The 21324-nt window shown below is 70.7% G+C and carries 16 protein-coding genes; 6 read left to right on the forward strand and 10 right to left on the reverse strand.

Going from position 1 to position 21324, the window contains the following annotated elements; translation table 11 throughout:
• Both ABZ738_RS07880 and ABZ738_RS07885 read left to right on the forward strand, forming a co-directional pair.
• Positions 1–2100 (forward strand): alpha-glucuronidase, encoded by a 2100-nt coding sequence (locus ABZ738_RS07880; protein ID WP_357211835.1) that lies wholly within the window; start codon positions 1–3, stop codon positions 2098–2100.
• Between the two features lie 137 nt (positions 2101–2237).
• A complete protein-coding gene (locus tag ABZ738_RS07885) occupies positions 2238–3047 on the forward strand; it encodes a hypothetical protein (protein WP_236145679.1) in 810 nt (269 codons plus the stop codon).
• A 38-nt stretch (positions 3048–3085) separates the two neighbouring features.
• On the opposite strand, the gene ABZ738_RS07890 is transcribed toward ABZ738_RS07885, so the two are convergent.
• Positions 3086–3802: a MerR family transcriptional regulator gene (locus ABZ738_RS07890; protein ID WP_357211837.1), complete on the reverse strand. Its 717-nt coding sequence runs from the start codon at positions 3800–3802 to the stop codon at positions 3086–3088.
• Between the two features lie 81 nt (positions 3803–3883).
• On the opposite strand from ABZ738_RS07890, the gene ABZ738_RS07895 reads away from it, so the two are divergent.
• The gene (locus ABZ738_RS07895; RefSeq protein WP_357211838.1) at positions 3884–5446 is read left to right on the forward strand and encodes a DUF6194 family protein; all 1563 of its coding nucleotides are present in this window, start codon (positions 3884–3886) and stop codon (positions 5444–5446) included.
• Between the two features lie 55 nt (positions 5447–5501).
• Here the strand turns inward: ABZ738_RS07895 and ABZ738_RS07900 are convergent, their stop codons facing one another.
• The 5 genes from ABZ738_RS07900 to ABZ738_RS07920 all read right to left on the reverse strand — a co-directional run bounded on the left by ABZ738_RS07900 (position 5502) and on the right by ABZ738_RS07920 (position 12289).
• On the reverse strand, positions 5502–6182 hold the full coding sequence (locus ABZ738_RS07900; RefSeq protein WP_131053699.1) for a DUF624 domain-containing protein: 681 nt from the start codon (positions 6180–6182) through the stop codon (positions 5502–5504).
• Positions 6183–6332: 150 nt separating this feature from the next.
• Complete coding sequence (locus tag ABZ738_RS07905; RefSeq protein ID WP_131053698.1) at positions 6333–7973, reverse strand: extracellular solute-binding protein; 1641 nt, start codon at positions 7971–7973, stop codon at positions 6333–6335.
• 43 nt (positions 7974–8016) lie between these two features.
• Complete coding sequence (locus ABZ738_RS07910) at positions 8017–8940, reverse strand: carbohydrate ABC transporter permease (protein WP_131053697.1); 924 nt, start codon at positions 8938–8940, stop codon at positions 8017–8019.
• Positions 8937–9914, reverse strand: a complete 978-nt coding sequence (locus tag ABZ738_RS07915; protein WP_357211840.1) for an ABC transporter permease subunit — start codon at positions 9912–9914, stop codon at positions 8937–8939. The genes ABZ738_RS07910 and ABZ738_RS07915 overlap by 4 nt, the downstream gene beginning before the upstream one ends.
• Positions 9911–12289, reverse strand: a complete 2379-nt coding sequence (locus ABZ738_RS07920) for a glycoside hydrolase family 3 N-terminal domain-containing protein (RefSeq protein WP_357211842.1) — start codon at positions 12287–12289, stop codon at positions 9911–9913. Before ABZ738_RS07920 ends, ABZ738_RS07915 begins: the two co-directional genes overlap by 4 nt.
• Positions 12290–12586: 297 nt before the next feature.
• Between ABZ738_RS07920 and ABZ738_RS07925 the strand changes: the two genes are divergently transcribed.
• The 3 genes from ABZ738_RS07925 (at position 12587) to ABZ738_RS07935 (ending at position 16355) form a co-directional block, all read left to right on the forward strand.
• Positions 12587–13615 (forward strand): LacI family DNA-binding transcriptional regulator, encoded by a 1029-nt coding sequence (locus tag ABZ738_RS07925; RefSeq protein WP_131053695.1) that lies wholly within the window; start codon positions 12587–12589, stop codon positions 13613–13615.
• A gap of 20 nt (positions 13616–13635) precedes the next feature.
• A complete protein-coding gene (locus ABZ738_RS07930) occupies positions 13636–14679 on the forward strand; it encodes an acetylxylan esterase (protein ID WP_131053694.1) in 1044 nt (347 codons plus the stop codon).
• A gap of 263 nt (positions 14680–14942) precedes the next feature.
• On the forward strand, positions 14943–16355 hold the full coding sequence (locus ABZ738_RS07935; RefSeq protein ID WP_357211844.1) for an endo-1,4-beta-xylanase: 1413 nt from the start codon (positions 14943–14945) through the stop codon (positions 16353–16355).
• 170 nt (positions 16356–16525) lie between these two features.
• Here ABZ738_RS07935 and ABZ738_RS07940 read toward each other — a convergent pair whose 3' ends face one another.
• The 4 genes from ABZ738_RS07940 to ABZ738_RS07955 all read right to left on the reverse strand — a co-directional run bounded on the left by ABZ738_RS07940 (position 16526) and on the right by ABZ738_RS07955 (position 21194).
• The gene (locus ABZ738_RS07940) at positions 16526–18127 is read right to left on the reverse strand and encodes an RICIN domain-containing protein (RefSeq protein WP_131055738.1); all 1602 of its coding nucleotides are present in this window, start codon (positions 18125–18127) and stop codon (positions 16526–16528) included.
• Between the two features lie 180 nt (positions 18128–18307).
• Positions 18308–19636, reverse strand: coding sequence for a PHB depolymerase family esterase (locus ABZ738_RS07945; protein ID WP_131055736.1), 1329 nt, complete (start codon positions 19634–19636; stop codon positions 18308–18310).
• A gap of 186 nt (positions 19637–19822) precedes the next feature.
• A complete protein-coding gene (locus ABZ738_RS07950) occupies positions 19823–19993 on the reverse strand; it encodes a hypothetical protein (protein ID WP_162854384.1) in 171 nt (56 codons plus the stop codon).
• Positions 19994–20087: 94 nt separating this feature from the next.
• Positions 20088–21194: an L-dopachrome tautomerase-related protein gene (locus ABZ738_RS07955; protein ID WP_131055734.1), complete on the reverse strand. Its 1107-nt coding sequence runs from the start codon at positions 21192–21194 to the stop codon at positions 20088–20090.
• Positions 21195–21324 lie beyond the last annotated feature (130 nt).

A 21324-nucleotide genomic window follows, 5' to 3' on the forward strand; every position in this document is an offset into this window, starting at 1 on the left:
ATGCGACGGATTTGCCCGGAGCGCGACACCGGCTTCGACCCGACCGACGTCCACCCCGCCTGGCTGCCGCCGGCCGCGTTCCGCGCCGTCGGTTCCCGGCACACCCTCGTCCACGGTGACGGCCTGCTCGTCGACACCGTGTGGCACGAGGTCCGGACCGCCTGCGCCACCCACGGCGGCACGGTCCGCCGGTCCGCCGACGGCCCACCCGCCCACCTCGTCCTCACCCTGACCGACCACCGTGCGTCCACAGTGGACGGCGACGGGACGCAGGGCGTCCTCGACGCCGCGCGGGCCGACCTGGACGCCGCCGGTGGCGGTCCGCTCGGTCCCGAGGGGTACGCGGTCGTCCGCCACGGCGAGGTCACGGTGGTGCTGGCCGACGCACCGGCGGGCCTGCTCCACGGGCTGTTCCACGTGGTCCGGCTCGGGGAGTCGGCGTTCGGCGCACCGCATCCGGCGCGGGCGTACCGGCCGGTGATGCGGCGACGGATGCTGAACCACTGGGACAACGTCGACGTGCATCCGGTGATGGGCCAGGTCGAACGCGGGTACGCCGGCGGGTCGATCCTCTGGCGTGCCGGCCGGGCACATCCGGACCGGGCGCGGGTGCGGGCGTACGCGCGGTTACTGGCGGCGTGCGGGATCAACGCGGTGTCGGTGAACAACGTCAACGTGCACGCCACCGAGGCGCGGCTGCTCACCGACCGGCTCGACGACGTCGCCGAGATCGCCGAGGACCTGCGTCCGTACGGCATCCGGGTGCACCTGTCGGTGAACTTCGCCGCGCCGGTGATGGTCGGTGGGCTACCCACCGCCGACCCGCTCGACGAGACGGTGCGTGCCTGGTGGGCCGGGACCACCGCCCGGGTCTACGCCCGCATCCCGGACTTCGGCGGATACCTCGTGAAGGCCGACTCGGAGGGACAGCCCGGCCCGTTCAGCTACGGCCGCGACCACGCCGACGGGGCGAACCTGCTGGCCGAGGCGCTGGCACCGTACGGGGGCGTGGTGCACTGGCGGGCCTTCGTCTACAACCACCGCCAGGACTGGCGGGACCGCTCCACCGACCGGGCCCGCGCCGCCGGTGACCACTTCGCCCCGCTCGACGGTCGCTTCCGGGACAACGTGATCGTGCAGGTCAAGCACGGTCCGCTGGACTTCCAGACCCGGGAGCCGGTGTCACCGGTGATCACGGCGATGCCGGACACCCGGTTGGCGGTGGAGTTCCAGGTGACCCAGGAGTACACCGGGCAGCAGCGGCACGTCTGCTATCTGGCGCCCTGGTGGCACGAGGTGCTGCGGTTCACGCCGTGGGGCGAGGACGGGCCGACGGTCGCCGACGTGGCCGCCGACGGGGGCGGGCTGGCCGCCGTCTCCAACGTGGGCGACGACCCGTTCTGGACCGGTCACCCACTGGCCCAGGCCAACCTGTACGCCTACGGCCGGCTCGCCTGGGACCCGCGTCTGCGCCCGGAGGACGTGCTCGACGAGTGGATCGACCTGACCTTCGATCCGGCGGCCAGCGCCGATCCCGAGCTGCTGCGGCGGACGCTGCACGGGGTCATGGACGACTCGTGGCGCACCTACGAGCGGTACACCGCCCCGCTGGGGGTGGGTTTCATGGTGCGCCCCGGGCGTCACTACGGCCCGGACGTCGACGGGTACGAGTACACGAGCTGGGGCACCTACCACTTCGCCGACCGGGACGGGGTGGGCGTGGACCGCACCCGGGCCACCGGCACCGGCTTCACCGGCCAGTACCCGCCACCCTGGTCGCAGGTGTACGAATCGGTGGAGCAGTGCCCCGACGAGCTGCTGCTCTTCTTCCACCACGTGCGCTACGACCACGTGCTGCACAGTGGCAGCACCGTCGTGCAGCACATCTACGACACGCACTTCGCCGGGGTGGCGGAGGTGGCGGCGATGAGCGATCGCTGGGCGGCGCTGGACGGGCTGGTCGACCCGGTCGTGTACGCCCGGGTGGACGAGCGCCTGGCGGAGCAGCGGCGCAGCGCCCAGGAGTGGTGCGATCAGATCAACGCGTACTTCCATCGCAAGTCCGGAGTGCCGGACACGTACGGTCGTCCGCTGTTCTGAGGCCGCGCGGACGTCGGTGGGTCGCACGGGGGTTGACCGACTCCGGTAGCGTGTCGGCGGTCTGGCTGGGGGAGGTCCCCCAGAGTTTGTCAAGGGAATGGGGCTGTCAGTTGTCACTGTCCAAGAGGGTCGCCGTCGTGGCGGTCTCCGCGCTCACGGCACTCGCGATGACCGCCTGCGGCGGCGGCGGTTCGGCGTCCGACTCGGATGCTGCGGCGCAGCCGAACGTGCTGGAGCAGCTCGCCAAGGACCTCAAGGGGTCGCTGCAGAAGACCGTGGAGAAGACCCAGTCCAGCGACTCGGTGACCATCTCGATGGAGGGCACGGCGGCCGGTGAGAAGATCACCGCCAAGGGCGTCATCGATCTGCGTGATCCGGTCAAGGTCGAGATGACGACCACCGACTCGGACGGCAAGCCGACGACGATCCGGATGATCGAGACCGCGGTCTACGTCGAGGTCCCGGAGACCGAGCGCGCCAGCATGGGCGGCAAGCGTTGGCTGAAGATCGACGTGGCTGCCGCCGGCGCGGAGGGCGGGGCGAACTTCACCAAGCAGCTCGAGGACGTCGACCCGAGCAAGCAGGTCAAGGCGCTGCTCGCCAGCGAGAACGTCAAGGTCGTGGGCGAGGAGAACGTGAACGGGGTGGACACCGTCCACTACACCGTGACCCAGACGATGGATGAGTACCTCCAGCAGGTCGACGCCGAGATGCGCAAGGGCGTCGAGCAGGAGCTGGCCAAGCAGGGCGTCAAGGAGATCACCATCGACCTCTGGGTCGACGGGCAGTACCAGCCCCGTCGGGCCAAGGTCGTCACCGGCAACCTCGGCGACATCACCGTCGACTACACCGACTACGGCAAGCCGGTGAACATCGAGACCCCGCCGGCGGCGGAGACCACCGACTTCGCCGAGATGATGAAGGGCCTCGGGGACCTGACCTCCTGACCCGGAACCACCACGACTGCCCGGTCGGTGAGCACCCCTCACCGGCCGGGCAGCGGCGTCTCCGCAGGAGAGTCCAGGTACGCGGCGAGTCGCGCCGCGCCGGTGAGCAGGTGCCGGCCGCGGACGGTGAGGCGCTCCCGCCAGCCGTGCAGCGACGCGGCGAGCGGCGCGGCGCCCCCGGCGGCGCGTACCCGGTCGAGCACGTCGGCGATGTGGTCGAGCCGGTATCCGCCGCGCCGCAGCAGATGGGCGAGTTCGGCGTCCCGCACGTCGTCGGGGGCGTAGACGCGGTAGCGGGTCGCCGGGTCACGGTCCGGTCGCAGCACGCCGGCCCGTTCCCACTTGCGCAGGGTCGCCGGCCGTACGCCGAGCCGGTGCGCCAGGGCACCGATCGACAGCTCCGCCCGGCGGGGCGCGTCGGGCGCGGCCCCGGTGAGGACCGCCACCGCCGTCTCGACCGCGTCCAGGGTCTCCCGGTCGCGGTGCAGCAGAGCGTGACCCTGGTCGATCACCCGCAACGCCGTGTCGATCTCGCCCCGGTGCACGGCGCGCATGATCTCGCCACTCGCCGCGTACCCGTGCCCCGGAATCAACGCCAGGTACGCGTCCAGGGCCCGGGCGTGCCGCTCGGTGTATCGGCGGTAGCCGCTCGGACTGCGCGGGGCGGGCGGCAGGACCCCGTCCCGCTCGTAGTTGCGCACCGCCTGGGGGGACAGGCCGTGCGGACGGGCAAGGTCGATCGGCCGACGTGTCACGCTGTTTGAGGGTTGCACCACGTTCACCGTGCCAGTCTGCTCGAAAGTCTCAACGGATGGTTCAGCGATACGGTCGATGGAGTGACGAATCTCCTGGACCTGCTTCCCGTACCGCCGACCCTGCTCGCGCTCGGCGAACCGACACACGGCGAATCCGCCTTCCTCCAGATCCGCACCGAGCTGTTCCTGGCGTTGGCGCAGCGGGGATACCGGTCGATCGCGTTGGAGAGCGACCGCGCCGCCGGCCTGGTCGCCGACGAGTTCGTGCAGGGCTCCGCCACGGTGACCCTGGAGCGTGCGCTCGCCGAGGGGTTCAGCCACGGGTTCGGTGACGCCCCGGCCAACCGGGACCTGCTGGTGCGGATGCGGGAGTACAACGCGGGGCGGCCGACGGCCGAGCGCCTGACGTTCCACGGCTTCGACGCCCCGCTGGAGATCACCGGTGCGCCGAGCCCCCGTGCGTTCCTGCTGCGGGTCTGCGAGTACCTGGGCCAGGACCGGACGGCCGAGATCGACTCCCTGGTGGGTGACGAGACCCGATGGAGCGACCAGGCGGCGATCTGGGAGCCGGGGCGGTCGGTCGGCGGCACGCCCGAGGCACAGCGTCTGCGGGTGCTCGCCGACGACCTGCTGACCGAGTTGTACCTGCACGCGCCCCGGAGGCCGGACGGCTGGCGGGCGGCGTACGCGCAGGCCACGTCGGCGGTCGCGGTGCTGCGTTACCACGCGGCGGCGGCCGCGCCGCTGGGCCGGGAGGAACGCTTCGCCCGACTGGTGGCGGTCCGGGCCGCGCTGATGGCGGAGAACCTGCTCGCGATCCGCGCGGCCGAGGCGGACCGGGGCCCGACCCTCGTGTTCGCGCACCACCGGCACCTGCAACGCGACCCGGGCACGACGACGATGGCCGGCACCGAGGTCACCTGGTGCAGCGCCGGTGCGATCGTCGGCTCGCTGCTGGGCGACGGGTACGCGGTGGTGGTCGGCAGCCTCGGCGTCAGCCCGGCCCTCGGCATCGGGGAGCCCGAGCCCGACTCCTTCGAAGGAGCCCTCCAGCGCGACGGCGACCTGCCCCGGTACGTCCCCGCTTCGACGGTGCGACCCGCCGGGAAACGGACCCACGACTACCGCTACTTCCCGCTGGAGCAGGCGACCGTCGACCACGCGGACGTGCTGCTGCACGTGCCGACCGGCACCGACCCGGCGATGCTCGCGGCCCGGATCCTGGCGCTGCCCGGCACCACGCAACTCGTGGCGAGCGAGGAGACCGGGGCGCCGGAGGGCGCCTGGGGCGACAGGTTCTTCTCCGTCGGCCCGGATCACCGCCGGCCGTTCGCCACCATCGTGGAACGCGACGTGCCCGGCTTCGACGAGGAGGCCGGACTCGACCGGCCCGGTGTCTTCCGGCTCAACCTCGACCTGGGACGGACCGAGTTCACGCGGCTGTTCGGCTTCCCGCCCGCCGACTTCCCGCAGCATCGACACGAGTACGACTTCGCCCGGCTGGACACCGTGCTGCCGCATCCCGCGTACGCCCGGCACGGCTTCGTCGGCATCGTCATGCCCGGCCCGCAGATGCTGCCCGAGATCGACCGGTTGCTGGCGATCGCGCACGCCCGCGCCGTCGCCCGTCGCGCCGAGATGTAAGGAGGGGACCCCTGCTATACACGAGACGTTAGGAAGGGGCCCTTCCTTACATCCGTCACCGCACGAACTCCTCGCGGACCACGTCGGTCATCGGCACCGCGCCGCGTACCAGCGCCAGTGCCAGCAGCGACCCCAGGGCCGCGGTCGCCGCCTCCGACGCGACAAGCGTCAGCGCCGTCGCCGCCACCAGCAACAACGCGGTGCCGACCGCCACCACCGGCGTACGCAGCACGAAGTAACCGGCCAGCCGCAGCACGTCGCGCAGCCGGAACGCGAACAGCGAGGTGATGACCAGCGCGTTGATCCCGACCACGGCGACCCCGACACCGACCGCCACCAGCGGCACCACCCACCAGCCGGGAACTCCGGCCACCGGCAGGTTGACCAGGTTGACCGCGATGACGGTCAGCCACGCCAGCGTCGCCACCCAGACCAGCAGCGCACCGACCAGGTTGGCCCGGTAGCCGCGCCAGAACAGGCGACCCGGGTGCAGGTCGGTCAGGTCGAGGCGTTGGTGGTGCAGCGTGTAGAGCGCGGCGGACAGCGCCGGGCCGAGCGGCACCGCGCAGAGCGCGACCAGTGGCAGGTTGCTCGGGTGCCGTTCGAGCGCGAAGAGTGCGATCAGGCCGGGGGCCGCGCAGACCAGCAGCAGCACCTCGACCACCAGCAGCGTGTAGATCAGCGCGGCCCCCCGCGACAGCGGCCCGTCGCCGAACTCCCGCACCACGGCGCTCACGGCCGCTCCTGGCCGCGCAGGCGGCTCGCGTTCCCGCAGGGCGCGGTGTGGTCGACAACGGTGCGCATCCTCGTCCTCGGGGGCTCGCGGGGGCGGGGCGGGGAAAGTGGCCGGTCCGATCGCACCGACACGATCGGACCGGCCCCGGGGTCAGCCGTTCGCCTCCTTGTAGCGCGCGTGCGCCTTGTTCGCCAGCTCCACGTACGCGTCCATGTTCTTGGCCTTCAACTCCGCCAGGTAGGCGTCCCACTGGCCGAGGTCCCGTTGGCCGAGGATGAACTGGAGGGTGGCCTGGTAGACGTGGTCACGCAGCGGCGTCTCCCAGAGCGACACCTGCTCGCGTTCCTCGTCGTTGAGCGGGTACGGCGGCGGCGGTGACTTCGGCGCACGGGCGTTCATCACCTGCTGGAACTCCTGCTCCTCGGGGGAGAAGAACGCCTGGACCAGCTCGGGCTTGCCACCGTAGGCGAACACGCCGTTGTAGAAGCCGAAGTCCTTCTGCAGGTGCTTGGGCGCGCTCGGGTTGAGGCCGATGACGTTGACGTCGGGTGCCAGCGTGGGCTTGCCGGAGGCGTCCTTGACGAAGGTGGTGCCCTCCACGCCCCACTTGGCGAACTCCTGGCCGGCGTCGGAATACCAGAGCCAGTCGACGAACTGCATCATGGCCACGAAGTTCTTGCTGTCCCGCGCCTTCGACGAGATCATCATGCCGTTCTCCAGCCGGCTGGAGGGGTTGATCTCACCGGCCGGTCCGACCAGCAGCGGGATCTTGGCGATCTTCGCCTTCGGGTTGGTCGCCGCCAGGTCCGGCCGGTAGTCGTTCACGACGGCCTGGGCGTTCGCGCTGATCACGAAGGACTTGCCGTTGGCGAGCTTCTGCCGGGCGGCGTCGTCGGTCTGGGTGAAGCTCTCCGGGTCGAGCAGCTTCTCGGCGACCAGCTTGTTGAGGTACTCCAGCACGTGCCGGTAGTGCTCGGTGGCGCCGGTGTACTCGAACTTCTGCGCCTGCGCGTTCCAGCTCATGTGCTGGAAGTTCCAGCCGGCGCCGTCCAGCCCGTGCGTGACGGCCAGCAGGTTGAGCAGGTTGCCGGCCGGGTTGGGCTGGCTCCACCGGTCGGAGAACGGGTAGACGTCCGGGTACGCGGCCTTCATCGCCTTGAGCACGGTGTAGAGCTCGTCCCAGGTCTTCGGGACCTCCAGGTTCAGCTCCTCCAGGATGTCGGTGCGCATCGCCAGCGAGTAGTCGTGCCACGGCTTCTCGTGTAGACCGGGCAGCAGATAGAACTTGCCGTCCTGCTGGCGGAGCGTGTCGATCTCAGGCTGGAGGTTCCACTTCTCGATCTTCTCCTTGAGGTTCGGCATCAGATCGAGGTAGTCGCTGACCGGCAGGATCGCCCCGGAGGAGACGAACGTGTTCACGTCCGGCGGGTACGTCTTGGGGATCAGCAGAGGTGCGTCGCCGGCACCGATCAGCAGGCTGCGCTTCTGGTTGTAGTCGCTCAGCGGCACCGCGACCGGTTCCAGCGTGACGTTCGTCCGGGACGTCAGCTCGGACCAGAACAGCCAGTCGTTCTTCAACGGGTAGTTCGGGTGGTTGTTGTAGAGGACGGAGAAGGAGATCGGGTCGGTGGCCTTGAACTGCGTACCGACCGCGTAGTTCTCCATCGCCCCGGCCCGGTTCTCCGACAGGTCCTGGTTGTCGGACGGGTCGTCACCACAGGCGACGAGGGTGGAGGCGGTGAGCAGGGCGGCAGCGGCAATCGCCACCTGTCGCCACGATCTGCGGAACATGGCGGTCCTTTCGGTGTGGTGGGAGCGGGGATGGAACCGCTGGTCAGCCCTTGACCGCGCCGAGCATGATGCCCCGGACGAAGTACCGCTGGACGAAGGGATAGACCAGGAGGATGGGCAGGGTGGTGAGCACGATGGTCACGGACTTGAGGGTCGCCTCGGCCTGCACCTCGTTGGCCTCGGCGATCGCGCCGACGTTCTCGGCGCCGGTGGCACCGGCGATCAGGTTGCGCAGGTACACGGTGACCGGCCACAGCTCCTGCTGGTCCATGTAGAGGAAGGCGGCGAACCACGAGTTCCAGAAGGCCACCGCGTAGAACAGCACCATGGTGGCGACGATGGCCTTCGACAGCGGGAGCACGATCCGCAGCAGGATGCCGTACGTGTTCAGCCCGTCGACGGCGGCGGCCTCCTCCAGGTCGTTCGGCAGGCTCTCGAAGAACGCCTTCATCACCAGCAGGTTGAACACGTTGATCGCGTTGGGCAGCGCGATGGCCCAGACGCTGTTCTTCAGGCCGAGGCTGGTGACCAGCACGTAGTTGGGGATCAGACCGCCGGAGAAGAACATCGTGAACACCGCGATGCCGACCAGCGCGCCGCGTCCCTTCAGGTCCTTCTTGGACAGCACGTACGCGTAGCAGGTGGTGAGCACGATCGAGATCAGCGTGGCGGTCACCGTGTAGACCAGAGTGTTGCGGTAGTTCGTCCAGAACAGCGAGTCGGACAACACCAGGCGGTACGTGTCGACGGTGAACCCGCGCGGCACCAGGTTCACCTCGCCCGCGATGATGAACGCCTCACTGCTCAGCGAGCGGGCCACGATGTTGACGAACGGATAGAGCGTCACCAGCACGACCAGGGTCAACACGATCGCGTTGGCCACCTGGAACGCCCGGTAGCCCCGGCTCTGCCGGATGCCCCGTCGGCGGCGGGGACGGGACCGGGCGGTGGTGGAGTCGACGGTCACCACAGGCTCGTCCCCACCGTGCGACGGGCGATCAGGTTCGCCGACAGCACCAGGATCAGCCCGATCACGGCCTCGAACAGACCGATCGCGGCGGCGTAGCTGAAGTTGCTGGACCCGAAGCCCATCCGGAACAGGTACGTGGAGATCACGTCGGCGGTCGGGTAGGTGAGCGGGTTGTACAGCAGCAGGATCTTCTCGAACCCGACCGCCATGAACGTGCCGATGTTGAGGATCAGCAACGTCACCATGGTCGGCCGGATCCCCGGCAGCGTGACGTGCCAGGTCTGCCGCCAGCGGTTCGCGCCGTCGATGCGGGACGCCTCGTACAGGTCCTCGTCGATGGTGGTCAGCGCGGCCAGATAGAGGATGGTGCCCCAGCCGACGGTCTGCCAGACCTCGGACGAGATGTAGATGGTCCGGAACCACTCGGGGCGTTGCAGGAACGGCACCGCCTCGCCGCCGGCGGACGTGACCAGTGAGTTCACCGTGCCGTCCATGGAGAGCAACTGCATCACCATGGCGGCCACGATCACGATCGACAGAAAGTGCGGCAGGTACGACACGGACTGCACGAACCGCTTGAGCCGGCGGGCCCGGACCTCGTTGAGCAGCAGCGCCAGCACGATCGGCAGCGGGAAGCAGAACAGCAGGGTCAACCCGCCCAGCACCAGCGTGTTGGTGAAGACGTTCCAGAACGTCGGGTCGGCCAGGAACATCTTCACGTACCGCATGCCGACCCAGTACTCGCCGAAGATGCTCCCGCCGGGCTGGAACCGGCGGAAGGCGATCACGTTGCCCAGCATCGGCAGGTACCGGAAGATCAGGAAGAACAGCAGCGGCAGGATCGCCAGCGAATAGAGCTGCCAGTCCCGGCGCAGCGCCCGCCGCCACGTGCGCCGGGTCGGGCGCGGGGTGCCGGGTGGGCGCGTCGGTGGGTCGGGGGCTGGTGCCGTCACCGAGGCCGGGGCACTCATCGCCGGCCCTGGGTGGCGGGCGTGACGTAAGCGCGGGAGACCAGTTCCCGGTCGGTGCCGACCTCGCGTTCGGCGCCCACCAGCCGCAGCGCCAGCCGCGCCACCGGGTCGCCGCTGGACCGGGCCAGCCGCAGCTCGACGTCACCGGGTTCCACCACGCGCCGGCCGTGCAGTCCGGTGAAGGAGGTGACGTCGGCGGGAACCTCGAAGGTGACCCGGGCCGCCTCGCCCGGTCGCAGCGGCACCCGCGCGTACCCGACCAGGCGGACCACCGGTCTGGTGGTCTGCGCCACCGGATCGTGCAGGTAGAGCTGGACCACCTCGGTGCCGTCCCGCGCTCCGGTGTTGCGGACCGTGACGCCGACCGTGGCGGTGCCGTCGACCGGCCACGGCGTGGGACCGCTGTCCTCGGGGTCGGTCACCGCCGCGTCGTCCCACTCGAAGGTGGTGAAGCTCAGGCCGTGCCCGAACGGGAACGCGGGCGTCGGGTCCACCGACGACACCTGCGTCCGGTGGCCGAGCGGCGGGGAGAGGTACGTGCCGGGCAGGCCCCCGCCGTGCCGGGGGACGCTGACCGGCAGCCGTCCGGACGGGTCGACCTCACCGGTGAGCACCTCGGCCAGCGCCTGACCGCCGAGCTGGCCGGGGAAGAACGCCTGCACGACGGCGGCGGCGTCGGCCACCTGCGCGCCGAGCGCGTACGGCCGGCCGGAGAGCACCACCAGCACCACCGGCGTACCGGTGGCCAGCACCGCGCGGACCAGTTCGGCCTGGACGCCGGGCAGGTCGAGGTCGACGGCGTCGCAACCCTCGCCGGAGGTGCCCCGGCCGAACATGCCCGCCCGGTCGCCGACCGCCAGGACGCAGACGTCGGCCTCGGTGGCGGCCTGGACCGCCGCGGCGATGCCGGAGGTGTCGTCGCCGGTGACGGCGGTCCCCGGGTGGTACGTCAGGCGGGGGTGGCGCTGCTGGAGGGCCGTGCGCAGCGACGGGATCTCGACCCCCACGCCGTGCTCCGGATGGTGCACGCCCACGTGCAGCGGGAACGAGTAGCAGCCGAGCATCGCCATCGGGTCGTCGGCCACCGGGCCGATCAGGGCCACCTGCCGGTCGGCGGCGAGCGGCAGCGCGCCGTCGGAGTTGCGCAGCAGGACGACGGACTGGCGGGCCAGCCGCAGCGCGACGGACCGGCCGGCCTCGTCGTCCAGGCGTAGTTCGTCGACGTCGGCGGGCAGTTCCTGCCAGCCCTCGTCGAGCAGCCCCAACTCGATCTTCTGAATCAGGACCCGGCGCAGCGCGCGGTCGACGAGCGTCTCCGCGACGGCACCGGAACGGACCGCCGCCACCAGCGGGGGACCGTAGGCGTCCACGGTGGGCAGTTCCACGTCGATGCCGGCGCGCAACGCGAGACCGGCGGCCTCCCCGGCGTCGGCGGCCACCCCGTGCAGGCTCTGCAGGAAGCGGACCGCGAAGTAGTCGGCGACGAGGACCCCGGCGAAGCCCCACCGGTCGCGCAGCACTCCGGTGAGCAGCTCCTCGTCGGCGGCCACCGGCACCCCGTCGATCTCGGCGTAGGAGTGCATCACCGAGCGGGCGCCACCGAGCCGCAACGCCATCTCGAACGGCGGCAGGATCACGTCGGCGAGTTCCCGGCGGCCCATCGGCACCGGCGCCAGGTTCCGCCCGCCCCGGGAGGCCGAGTAGCCGGCGAAGTGCTTGAGGGTCGCCACCACCCCGGCCCGTTCCAACCCCCGTACGTACGCCGCGCCGGTGGTCCCGACGAGGTACGGGTCCTCACCGATGGTCTCCTCGGTGCGTCCCCACCGGTAGTCGCGGGTCACGTCGAGCACCGGGGCGAGTCCCTGGTGGATGCCGGCCGCCCGCATGGACCGTCCGATCCGGTCGGCCATCTCCTCGACCAGTTCCGGGTCGAAGGCGGCGCCCCAGCTCAGTGGTGCCGGGTAGACGGTGGCCCGCCAGGCGGCGAAGCCGGTCAGGCACTCCTCGTGCACCTGCGCCGGTATGCCGAAGCGGCTCGCCGCCACGATCTGCGCCTGGCTGGCGGCCAGCGACCGGGCGCCGAGAACCGGATCGACCGGTGCGGTGCCGAACGGTCGGGTCAGCTGCCCCAGGCCGTACCGGATCGCCTCGGGCCAGGGCGGAGTGTGCTCGACCATGTCGGTCTGGTGGGGCGCGACACCCTCGCCGGAGGCGTCGGCGCCGACCCAGAGGCCGACCAACTGGGCGACCTTCTCCTCCAGCGACATCAGCGGGATGAGCGCGTCGGCCCGTTCGTCGGGGCGCCGCGTCGGGTCGCGCCACCGATCGTCGTCCGGGGACGTCAATCGATCGTCGACAGGTAGCTGACTCGTCATGCGAACCCCTCTGGCCGCACCGGGGCAGGTCGTTCCGGCAGGCCACACGGACGCCGCTGCGGACGGCGATTCTCGATAGTTTCGGAAACCAGTTCGTCACCTGTGTCGGGAACCTATGGGTGTCGATGGAGTGTGTCAAGGGCTCACGAACCGACTGCCCACACGGTTCCCACAGGGCAGGCAAGCGATTTCCGGACCTTCGTGCACGCTCCCGCCATATCGACTGTCGTCGTCGCCAGTGGAGGGATCCCGTGCTATGGTTCCCCGAAATTTTCGGGATCGTTGCAGAGGGTCGGTATGACGGAGAACCGATCGCCGGACGTGCTCGGCCCCACCACCATCGCGACCATCGCCCGGGAGGTGGGGGTCTCGGCAGCGACCGTCTCGAAGGTTCTCAACGGCCGGTCCGACGTGGCTGCCGGCACCAGGGCGCGGGTCGAGGCCAGTCTGGAGCGACACCGGTATCGTCGCCGCGCCCGACGGTCCCCGGGTGCGGGACAGATCGAGCTGGTGTTCCACGAGTTCGGTTCGGACTGGGCCCTGGAGATCATCCGTGGTGTCGAGGCCGTCGCCGCCCTGCCTCCGGTGAACCTGGTGCTCTCCCAGCTCGGCGGGGCACGTCGACCGCCGCAGTCCTGGGTGGACGCGGTGCTCGCCCGGCGCCCGCTCGGCGTGCTGCTGGTCATGTGCAACCTGACCGACCAGCAGCGACGACGGTTCGACCGGCAGTCGATCCCGGTGGTGGTGATCGACAACGACAGCGCCAGCGTCGCCTCGGTGCCGGCGGTCGGCTCGAACAACTGGAACGGTGGGCTGCTGGCCACCCGTCACCTGTTGGAGCTCGGCCACCGGCGGGTCGCGGTCATCTCCGGTCCGCAGGACGTGCTCTGCGCGCGGGCGCGGACGGCGGGGTTCCGCTGCGCGCACGAGGAGATGGGCGTACCCGTCGCACCCGACCTGGTCCGCTTCGGCAACTTCCACGTCGATGCCGGCTACACCCACGGCATGCAGTTGCTCGATCGCCCGGACCGCCCGACGGCCGTCTTCGCCGGGTCCGACCTCCAGGCGATGGGGGTGCTGCGCGCCGCCCGGCAACTCGGCCTGGACGTGCCCGGGGACCTCTCCGTGGTCGGCTACGACAACCTGCCCATGTCGGCCTGGATCGGACCCGCGCTCACCACCGTCCACCAGCCGCTGCGCGACATGGCCGGTACGGCGACCCAGATGCTGCTCGACCTCGCGAACGGGGTCGCGCTGCCGACCAGCCGCATCGACCTGGTCGCCGAGTTGATGATCCGCGAGAGCACCGCCCCTCCACCCACCTGAGCGACCTGCTGCGAGGTGCCATGCCCCTGTTCGACCTGCCCCTGGACGACCTGCGACGGTATGCCCCGGCCGTGCCGGAGCCCGCCGACTTCGACGCCTTCTGGCAGGACACCCTGCACGCGACGGCGGCGACACCGGTGCTCATCGACGTCCGGCCCGAGCCGACCGACCTTCGTCTCGTCGACAGCTGGGACGTCACGTTCGCCGGGTTCGCCGGGGAGCCGGTCCGGGCCTGGTACACCCGCCCCTCCGGGGTGGACGGACCGCTGCCGGTGGTGGTGGAGTACGTCGGCTACGGGCGTGGCCGGGGCCTGCCGCACGAGCGGCTGACCTGGCCGGTGGCCGGGTACGCGCACCTGCTGATGGACGCCCGGGGCCAGTCCGGCCTCTACGGCCTGGGTGACACGCCCGACCCGCACGGCGCGACGCCCGGCGGGCCGACGCCGGTGACCCGGGGCATCCTGGCACCGGAGGGCTACTACTACCGCCGGCTCGTCACCGATGCGGTCCGGGCCGTGCACGCCGCCCGTGCCCTGCCCGGCGCCGACCCGGCGCGGGTGGTCGCCGCCGGCAACAGCCAGGGCGGGGGACTGGCGCTGGCCGTCGCCGGTCTGGTGCCCGACCTCGCCGCGCTGGTCACCTCCGCGCCGTTCCTGTGCCACGTGCAGCGGGCCATCGAGATCACCGACGCCGGCCCGTACGGCGACATCGTCACCTACCTCGCGGTGCACCGGGAGGCGGAGGCGGCGGTGCGGCGCACCCTGTCCTACGTCGACGGGGTCAGCTTCGCCCGGCGGGCCCAGGCGCCCGCGCACTTCGGGATCGGCCTGCGGGACACCGTCTGTCCGCCGAGCACCGGTTTCGCCGCCTACAACCAGTACGGTGCCGCCACCGGCGGTCCCGCCCCGCAGCGGAGCATGCACGTGTACCCGTTCAACGGCCACGAGCACGGCGACGCGACCCACGTGCGCCGTCAGCTGCGGTGGTTGGCCGACCTGTTCTCCGGGGCGGTGGACGGGCCCGGGGCACCGAAACTTCCGGAGACGTCGGTCGGGACCGGCTGAGGGCCTGGCCACAGCGTGATCCCGCTGTGGGACGCGCCGCGCTCCGGTTCCGCAGGGCCGAAAGTGTGTCGACGCGCGTTGAGCTTTCCGACGTGTTTCGATACTGTTTTCGATACAACAGCCTCGATCTACTCATGGTGGCGGGCTGCAGGCACCGACCGGCGCGGCTCACGGGCAACCGCGCAGACGGCGGGAGCCACCATGTTTGGGCAGTAGTCGGGGCCGGCTTCCATCAAGCACGGCTTCGTCGAAAGGCTCATGCCATGAACAACGCCTTCGCCCGCGGTAGCGGGCGTCCGGCTCCCCGACTGCGGCCACGCATCGCGTTGGTCGCTGCCGCCGTCGGTCTCGCCCTCGTCTCCACCAGCGTGGTGGTGGCCTCCAGCGCGAGCGCCGCGACCACCCTGGGCGCCTCGGCCGCCGAGAAGGGCCGCTACTTCGGCGCGGCCGTGGCGGCCAACAAGCTCTCCGACTCCACCTACGTCGGCATCCTCAACCGCGAATTCAACTCGGTGACCGCCGAGAACGAGATGAAGATCGACGCGACGGAGCCGCAGCAGGGGCAGTTCAACTTCGCCAACGCGGACCGGATCGTCAACCACGCCATCGCACGCGGCATGTCCGTCCGGGGGCACACCCTGGCCTGGCACTCGCAGCAGCCGGGCTGGATGCAGAACATGTCCGGCACCCAGTTGCGCAACGCCATGCTGAACCACGTCACCCAGGTCGCCACCTACTACCGGGGCAAGATCCACTCCTGGGACGTGGTGAACGAGGCGTTCGCCGACGGCAGCAGCGGCGCCCGCCGCGACTCCAACCTCCAGCGCACCGGCAACGACTGGATCGAGGCGGCGTTCCGCGCCGCCCGGGCCGCCGACCCCGGCGCCAAGCTCTGCTACAACGACTACAACACCGACGACTGGACCCACGCCAAGACCCAGGCCGTCTACCGGATGGTCCAGGACTTCAAGCAGCGGGGCGTGCCGATCGACTGCGTCGGCCTCCAGTCGCACTTCAACGCCAACTCGCCGTACCCGGGCAACTACCGGACCACGCTCTCCAGCTTCGCCGCCCTCGGGGTGGACGTGCAGATCACCGAGCTGGACATCGAGGGCTCCGGCACCTCGCAGGCGAACGCGTACCGCGGCGTGGTCACCGACTGCCTCGCCGTCGCCCGCTGCACCGGCATCACGGTGTGGGGCATCCGGGACACCGACTCGTGGCGCTCCGGCGGCACCCCGCTGCTCTTCGACGGCAGCGGCAACAAGAAGGCCGCGTACAACTCGACGCTGGAGGCCCTGAACGCGGGCGGCACCACCCCGCCGCCCACCACGACCCCGCCGCCGCCCACGACCCCGCCGCCGACCACTCCGCCGCCCGGCGGATCCGGCTGCACCGCGACCGTGTCGCTGAACTCCTGGACCGGCGGATTCGTCGCCACCGTCCGGGTCACCGCCGGCTCGACCAGACTGAACGGCTGGTCGGTGACGGTGGCACTGCCCAGCGGCAGCACGGTGACCAACACCTGGAACGCCCAGGGCAGCGGCACCAGCGGCAACGTGAGTTTCCGCAACGTCAGCTACAACGGCACCGTGAATGCGGGTACCACCACCGAGTTCGGCTTCCAGGGCAACGGGACCGGCCCGACCGCCACCCCCACCTGCACCGCCAGCTGAGATGAAAGGAAGGGCCCCCTGCTAACGCCTCGTGCATAGCAGGGGGCCCTTGCTAACACTGCACTCCGCACTCCGCACTCCGCACACCGCACTCCGCACTCCGCACACCGCACTCCGCACACCGCACACCGCACACCGCGCCCGGCGCGCCGGGCGCGGTGTGCGGGGGGTCAGCAGCGGCTGATGCTCGCGTTGGAGAGCGTGACGTTGCTGATGGTCAGGTTGGTGGCACAGGGGTTCTCCACGATCCGGTTGTTGGCCAGCGTGAAGTTCCGCAGGGTGATGTCCCGGTTGCCGGGGAACTCGGCACGGGCCGCCAGGCGGACCTCCCCGCCACCGCTGATGGTGCCGCCGCCCGCCGCGATGTCCACGCCCGTGCAGTTCTCGATCAGGACGGCGTTGTTGCCGGTGTTGGCGATGTCCACCCGGTTGATCGCCGTGCCGCCGGACTCCGAGACGCAGAAGACGCCCCGGCCGCCGCCGCGCGCGCGGACCGTACCGACCCGGATGTTGATCGGGTACGACGAGCCGATCCGACCCGCGCGGTTGGCGACCCGGAAGGCGGCGTAACCGGTACCGGTACCGGCGTTCTCCGCGTCCACGGTGGTCACCGTGGCGTTGATGGTCTCGTTGAGCAGCAGACCCGACTCGCCGACGTTGCGGGCGGTCACCGTGCCGATGGTCAGCCCGTCCACCCCGTACGTCTCGACCGCGTGCGCCCGGGCGCCGGAGACGTACACGTTGTCGATGCGGATGTTGCGCGACCACTGGCTGGTGTCGCCCCGGTTGTCGATGCGGACGCCCAGACCGCCGGAGAGCCGCATGTCGATCTGCCCGAGGATCACGTTGGTGACGTTGCGCATGAAGATGCCGTACAACGGGGCGCCGGTGACGCTGAGGTTCTGCACCTCGACCTGGGTGGTGCCGCGGGAGTAGATCGGGGCCTGGTCGCCGGTGCCGGACCCGGTGACGTTGATGGTGCCGCACACGTCGATCGTGGTGTAGCTGGGCAGCGAGATGCGGGACCCGGCGCTGATCGTTCCGGAGCCCCGGACCACGACCCGCTGCTTGCTGGTCCGGCCGGCGCTGAGGCTGTTCACCGCCGCCTGGACGGCGGCGCGCATGTCGGTGCCGGTGTAGACCGTGCTGCCGCCGTTACGGGCGGTCCAGGTGCCGCCGGCCAGGACGGCCTCCGCCTGGAACGCACCGCTGCCGCAGCCGCTGGAGCCGCCCAGGACGGCCAACTGCCACTGCTGGTTGGTGCCGCCGACGTCCTGGTACTGCGAGATCATGCCGCCGTCCGCGGTGGACCACTCCCACACGTCGAGCGCCTTGTTGGAGTGTCGGTTGACGAAGCGGACGTAACCGCTGTCGGAGTCGGCCAGCCGGAAGTGCTGCCGGTTGTTGCCGCTGACCGGCGCGTTCTGCACGAGTTGGACGCCGTCGTTGGCGTTGGGCAGTTCGAGGACCTTGCCGCTGTGCACGGAGCGGATCTGGTAGTAGCCGTTGCCCACGTCGACGAAGCGCCACTGCTGCACCGCCGCGTCGTTGCGGGTGAACTGGTTGACCGGGGCGTTGTCGGCGGTGGACCAGTTCCACACGTCCATCGCCTTGCCGCTGTGCCGGTTGACGAACACGTACGTGGCGTTGGGGTCGACGGTGGCGGCCCGTGCAGCCGGCGCGGTGACCGTCTCGGCGGTGCCGAGGAGCACCAGCGCGGCGACGACCACCAGGCCGAGGCGTGGTCGTCCCTTCGTTGTCCTGAGCAGCATGCGGTTCCTCCGGTGTGTGGATCGGTGGTGGCGCGCCTGCCGGGCGGGGCGGTGGGATGGGCAAACGCTTTCCTTGACACCAATATATCGACATAAGACGATTAGTGACAACGTGGCGACGCCCGCGCGGCCGTGGACCGCGCGGGCGCCGCCGGGTGGCGAGGGGTACGCCGGTCCGGGTCAGGCGACCGCGCAGGGCGTGCCGTTGAGGGCGAAGGCCGACGGGGTGGCGGTGTTGCCGCCGTGGGTGGCCTGGAAGCCGATGGTGACCGAGCCGTTGGGGGCGATGGTGCCGTTGTAGGTGGCGTTACGGGCGGTCACTGCGCCTGAGGTCGGGGCGTAGGTGGCGTTCCAGCCGCCGGTGATGCTCTGCCCACCGGGCAGCGTGAAGGCCAGGCTCCAGCCGTTGACCGTGGTCGGGCCGGTGTTGGTGATCGTCACCGAGGCGGTCAGCCCGGTGTTCCAGGCGTTGACCGTGTACCCCACCCGGCAACCCGCGCCCGGCGGCACGGTCGGGCTGGGCGGCACGGTCGGGGTCGGCGGCGGGGTGGTGGGGGTGATCGTCGGCGTCGGGGTGGTGGTCGGCGGCGTGCTGTCCAGACCGAAGAACCGCAGCGCACCGGCGGCGTCGACCGGCAGGTTGTGCGACACCCCCTGCATGCTGATCGCCTCGACCGGCGCGGTGCCGCCGCTGCCCCCGTACCGAGTCCGGGTGTAGCCGGCCTGCGGACTGTCGGTCGTCGTCGGGGTCTGGCTCACCCCGTGCACGTTCGTCCACTGCTTGACCTGCTCGCCGAAGTTCGGATACCGCAGGATGTCGTCGTTGGTGCCGTGCCAGATCTGCATGCGCGGTCGTGCTCCGGTGTAGCCCGGGTACGCGGCGCGGACCAGGTCACCCCACTGCTGCGGAGTACGCGTCACCTGCCCGTTGGCGCACTCGCTGTTCCACTCCGAGCCGTTGGTGGTGGCGAAGCAGCCGAACGGTACGCCCGCGAACGCCGCCCCGGCGGCGAACACGTCCGGGTAGACCCCGAGCAGCACATTGGTCATCATCGCGCCGGACGAGACGCCGGTGACGAAGATCCGTGCCGGGTCGACCGGGTAGCGCTGCCGGACGTGGTCCACCATCGACATGATGCCCACCGGATCGCTGCCGCCACCCCGGCGCAGCGCCTGCGGCGAGGAGACGTCGAAGCACTGGCTGCTGCGGGTCACCGACGGGTAGACGACGATGTAGCCGTACCGGTCGGCCAGTGCCGCGAACTGGGTGCCGGAGTGCAGTGCCGGCCCGCTTCCGGTGCAGTAGTGCACCGCGACCAGCAGCCCCGGCCGGGGCGCGACCCGGTCGGGCACGTAGAGGTACATGCGCAGGTTGCTCGGGTTGGTGCCGAAGTTGGTGACCTCGGTCAGTGTCGCTGCCGAAGCGGGTGTCGGGACCGACAGCGCGGCCAGCGCCGTCAACGCGATGGCCGCCAGGGCGGCGCACCACAGTCTGATCGCCGTTCTCATCGGGACGTGTCCTCCGGACGGGGGTGCGGACAGGGCGGTGTTCCGATCGAGGGCTGCCCGGTGCCCGTGGTCGTCCGGCTCAGGAACATCGATGATTATCAGTCGGCAGGGCGGCGGCTGGCAAGACGCACGACCCGTCCCGGCTGGCGCGGGACTGTCAGCGCCGCCTGACCGGGGTGCCCGTGCTCACTGCTCGTCGTCGACCACGTCGGTCTCGCCGTCGTGGGAGAAGAGCGACGGCAGGTGCTCGTCGGGTTGCGGTGCCTGCGCCGGGTCGTGGTGCGGATCGCCGTCGGGGGAGAAGAGCACCTGGTCGGTCTTCGCGGTCTTCTCGCGTTCTTCCTCCGGCTCGGTCACGACCCTCTCCTCCGCTCGTGGGCGTTGCTCCCCGACGCTACGGGCGGCCGACGGCACGCCAGGTGCGGCGATGCCGCCGACCACCCGAACGGGGTCAGGGCCGCAACAGCACCGGACCGGCGTCGATCCGGGTCCGGAACAGTGCGTACGGCTTGCGTCGCAGGTCCCGTCCCCGGTTGAACGGCGGCTGCCGGTGCACCTGGTTGGCGATCACGTACAGGTGCCGGTCGGTGGCCACGCTGAGCGTGTCCGGCCAGAGCAGCCGTGCGTCGTGCACCACGGTCTCGTACTCGCCGTCGGGTCGTCGGCGCAGCACGGCGTTGTGTTCGTAGTTGGTCAGGTAGAGGCGTCCGGCGTCGTCGGACTCCAGCCCGTCGGCGCCGCCGCCCTTGTCGCCCTCGTCCATCACGGTCGCCGCCACCGCCGCGTCGGTCAGGGTCCGGTCGGCCAGCGCGTCGGTGGCGACGCTGTACCAGCGGCGGGTGGCGAGGGCGCAGTAGTAGAGCCGGGCCCCGTCGGCGGAGATGGCGATGCCGTCCACGCCGACGCCCACCGGTTGGGGCGGGCCGTCCGGCGGCCGGACCAGGAACGGGCGGCCCTCGACCACCGGGCGGAAGTCCGCCAGCGGCGCGGCCTTGGTCGACGGATGGTCGTTGAGCCGCCGCCAGGACTCGCCGCTGGCCAGGTCGACCACGATCAGCGCGTTCGGTGCCCCGTCGGCCGAGTCGGTGAGGTACGCCAGGCCCGCCTCGCCGCGCCGCAGGTCGAAGCGGACGTCGTTGAGGTACGAGGTGGGCAGTGCCACGTCGGGCGGGAACGTGATCACCTGGGCGACGGTGTCGGTACGCAGGTCGATCCGGACCAGTTTCGGCCCGCCCGGCTCGGTCGGTTGGAACATCGGGCTGCCGGTGTCGAGCACCCAGAGCCGGTCGGCGGGGTCGACGACGACGCTCTGCACGGACACGAAGGCCGAGGCGTCGTCGTTGCCGGACGGGGTGTTCCACGCCCGGTCGGGATAGGGGACCTCGCGTCCGCGTCGCAGCTCGACCACGGTCGCGGGCACCTCGTCGCCCCAGCGGGGAAAGTTGACGAAGATTCGTCCCCGGTGCGAGACGGTGACCCCGGTCGGCATCGGGCCTCGGAAGCGGTGCACCACGTCCAGCTTGCCGACCGGCTCGTCGGTGGGTATTCCGTTGCGCATCTGCGACCTCCCGGAAGATACCGGCATCGGTTGATCTCTCTGTATCAATCATTGCAAATCGGTCAGGCGGTGCGACACCTCGCGTCAGCCATCCGACCCGCCGTCGGCCGGAAACGCATTCGTCACCGAA

Origin of the sequence: Micromonospora sp. NPDC047793, assembly GCF_040642635.1 — a bacterium.
Taxonomy (GTDB): Bacteria; Actinomycetota; Actinomycetes; order Mycobacteriales; family Micromonosporaceae; genus Micromonospora.

Excerpts from the sequence above, each read along its gene's own strand:
- ABZ738_RS07940 (WP_131055738.1), bottom strand. The coding sequence starts at position 18,127 with ATGCTGCTCAGGACAACGAAGGGACGACCACGCCTCGGCCTGGTGGTC.
- ABZ738_RS07935 (WP_357211844.1), top strand. The coding sequence starts at position 14,943 with ATGAACAACGCCTTCGCCCGCGGTAGCGGGCGTCCGGCTCCCCGACTG.
- ABZ738_RS07955 (WP_131055734.1), bottom strand. The coding sequence starts at position 21,194 with ATGCGCAACGGAATACCCACCGACGAGCCGGTCGGCAAGCTGGACGTG.
- ABZ738_RS07880 (WP_357211835.1), top strand. The coding sequence starts at position 1 with ATGCGACGGATTTGCCCGGAGCGCGACACCGGCTTCGACCCGACCGAC.
- ABZ738_RS07925 (WP_131053695.1), top strand. The coding sequence starts at position 12,587 with ATGACGGAGAACCGATCGCCGGACGTGCTCGGCCCCACCACCATCGCG.
- ABZ738_RS07930 (WP_131053694.1), top strand. The coding sequence starts at position 13,636 with ATGCCCCTGTTCGACCTGCCCCTGGACGACCTGCGACGGTATGCCCCG.
- ABZ738_RS07905 (WP_131053698.1), bottom strand. The coding sequence starts at position 7,973 with ATGTTCCGCAGATCGTGGCGACAGGTGGCGATTGCCGCTGCCGCCCTG.
- ABZ738_RS07920 (WP_357211842.1), bottom strand. The coding sequence starts at position 12,289 with ATGACGAGTCAGCTACCTGTCGACGATCGATTGACGTCCCCGGACGAC.
- ABZ738_RS07915 (WP_357211840.1), bottom strand. The coding sequence starts at position 9,914 with ATGAGTGCCCCGGCCTCGGTGACGGCACCAGCCCCCGACCCACCGACG.
- ABZ738_RS07945 (WP_131055736.1), bottom strand. The coding sequence starts at position 19,636 with ATGAGAACGGCGATCAGACTGTGGTGCGCCGCCCTGGCGGCCATCGCG.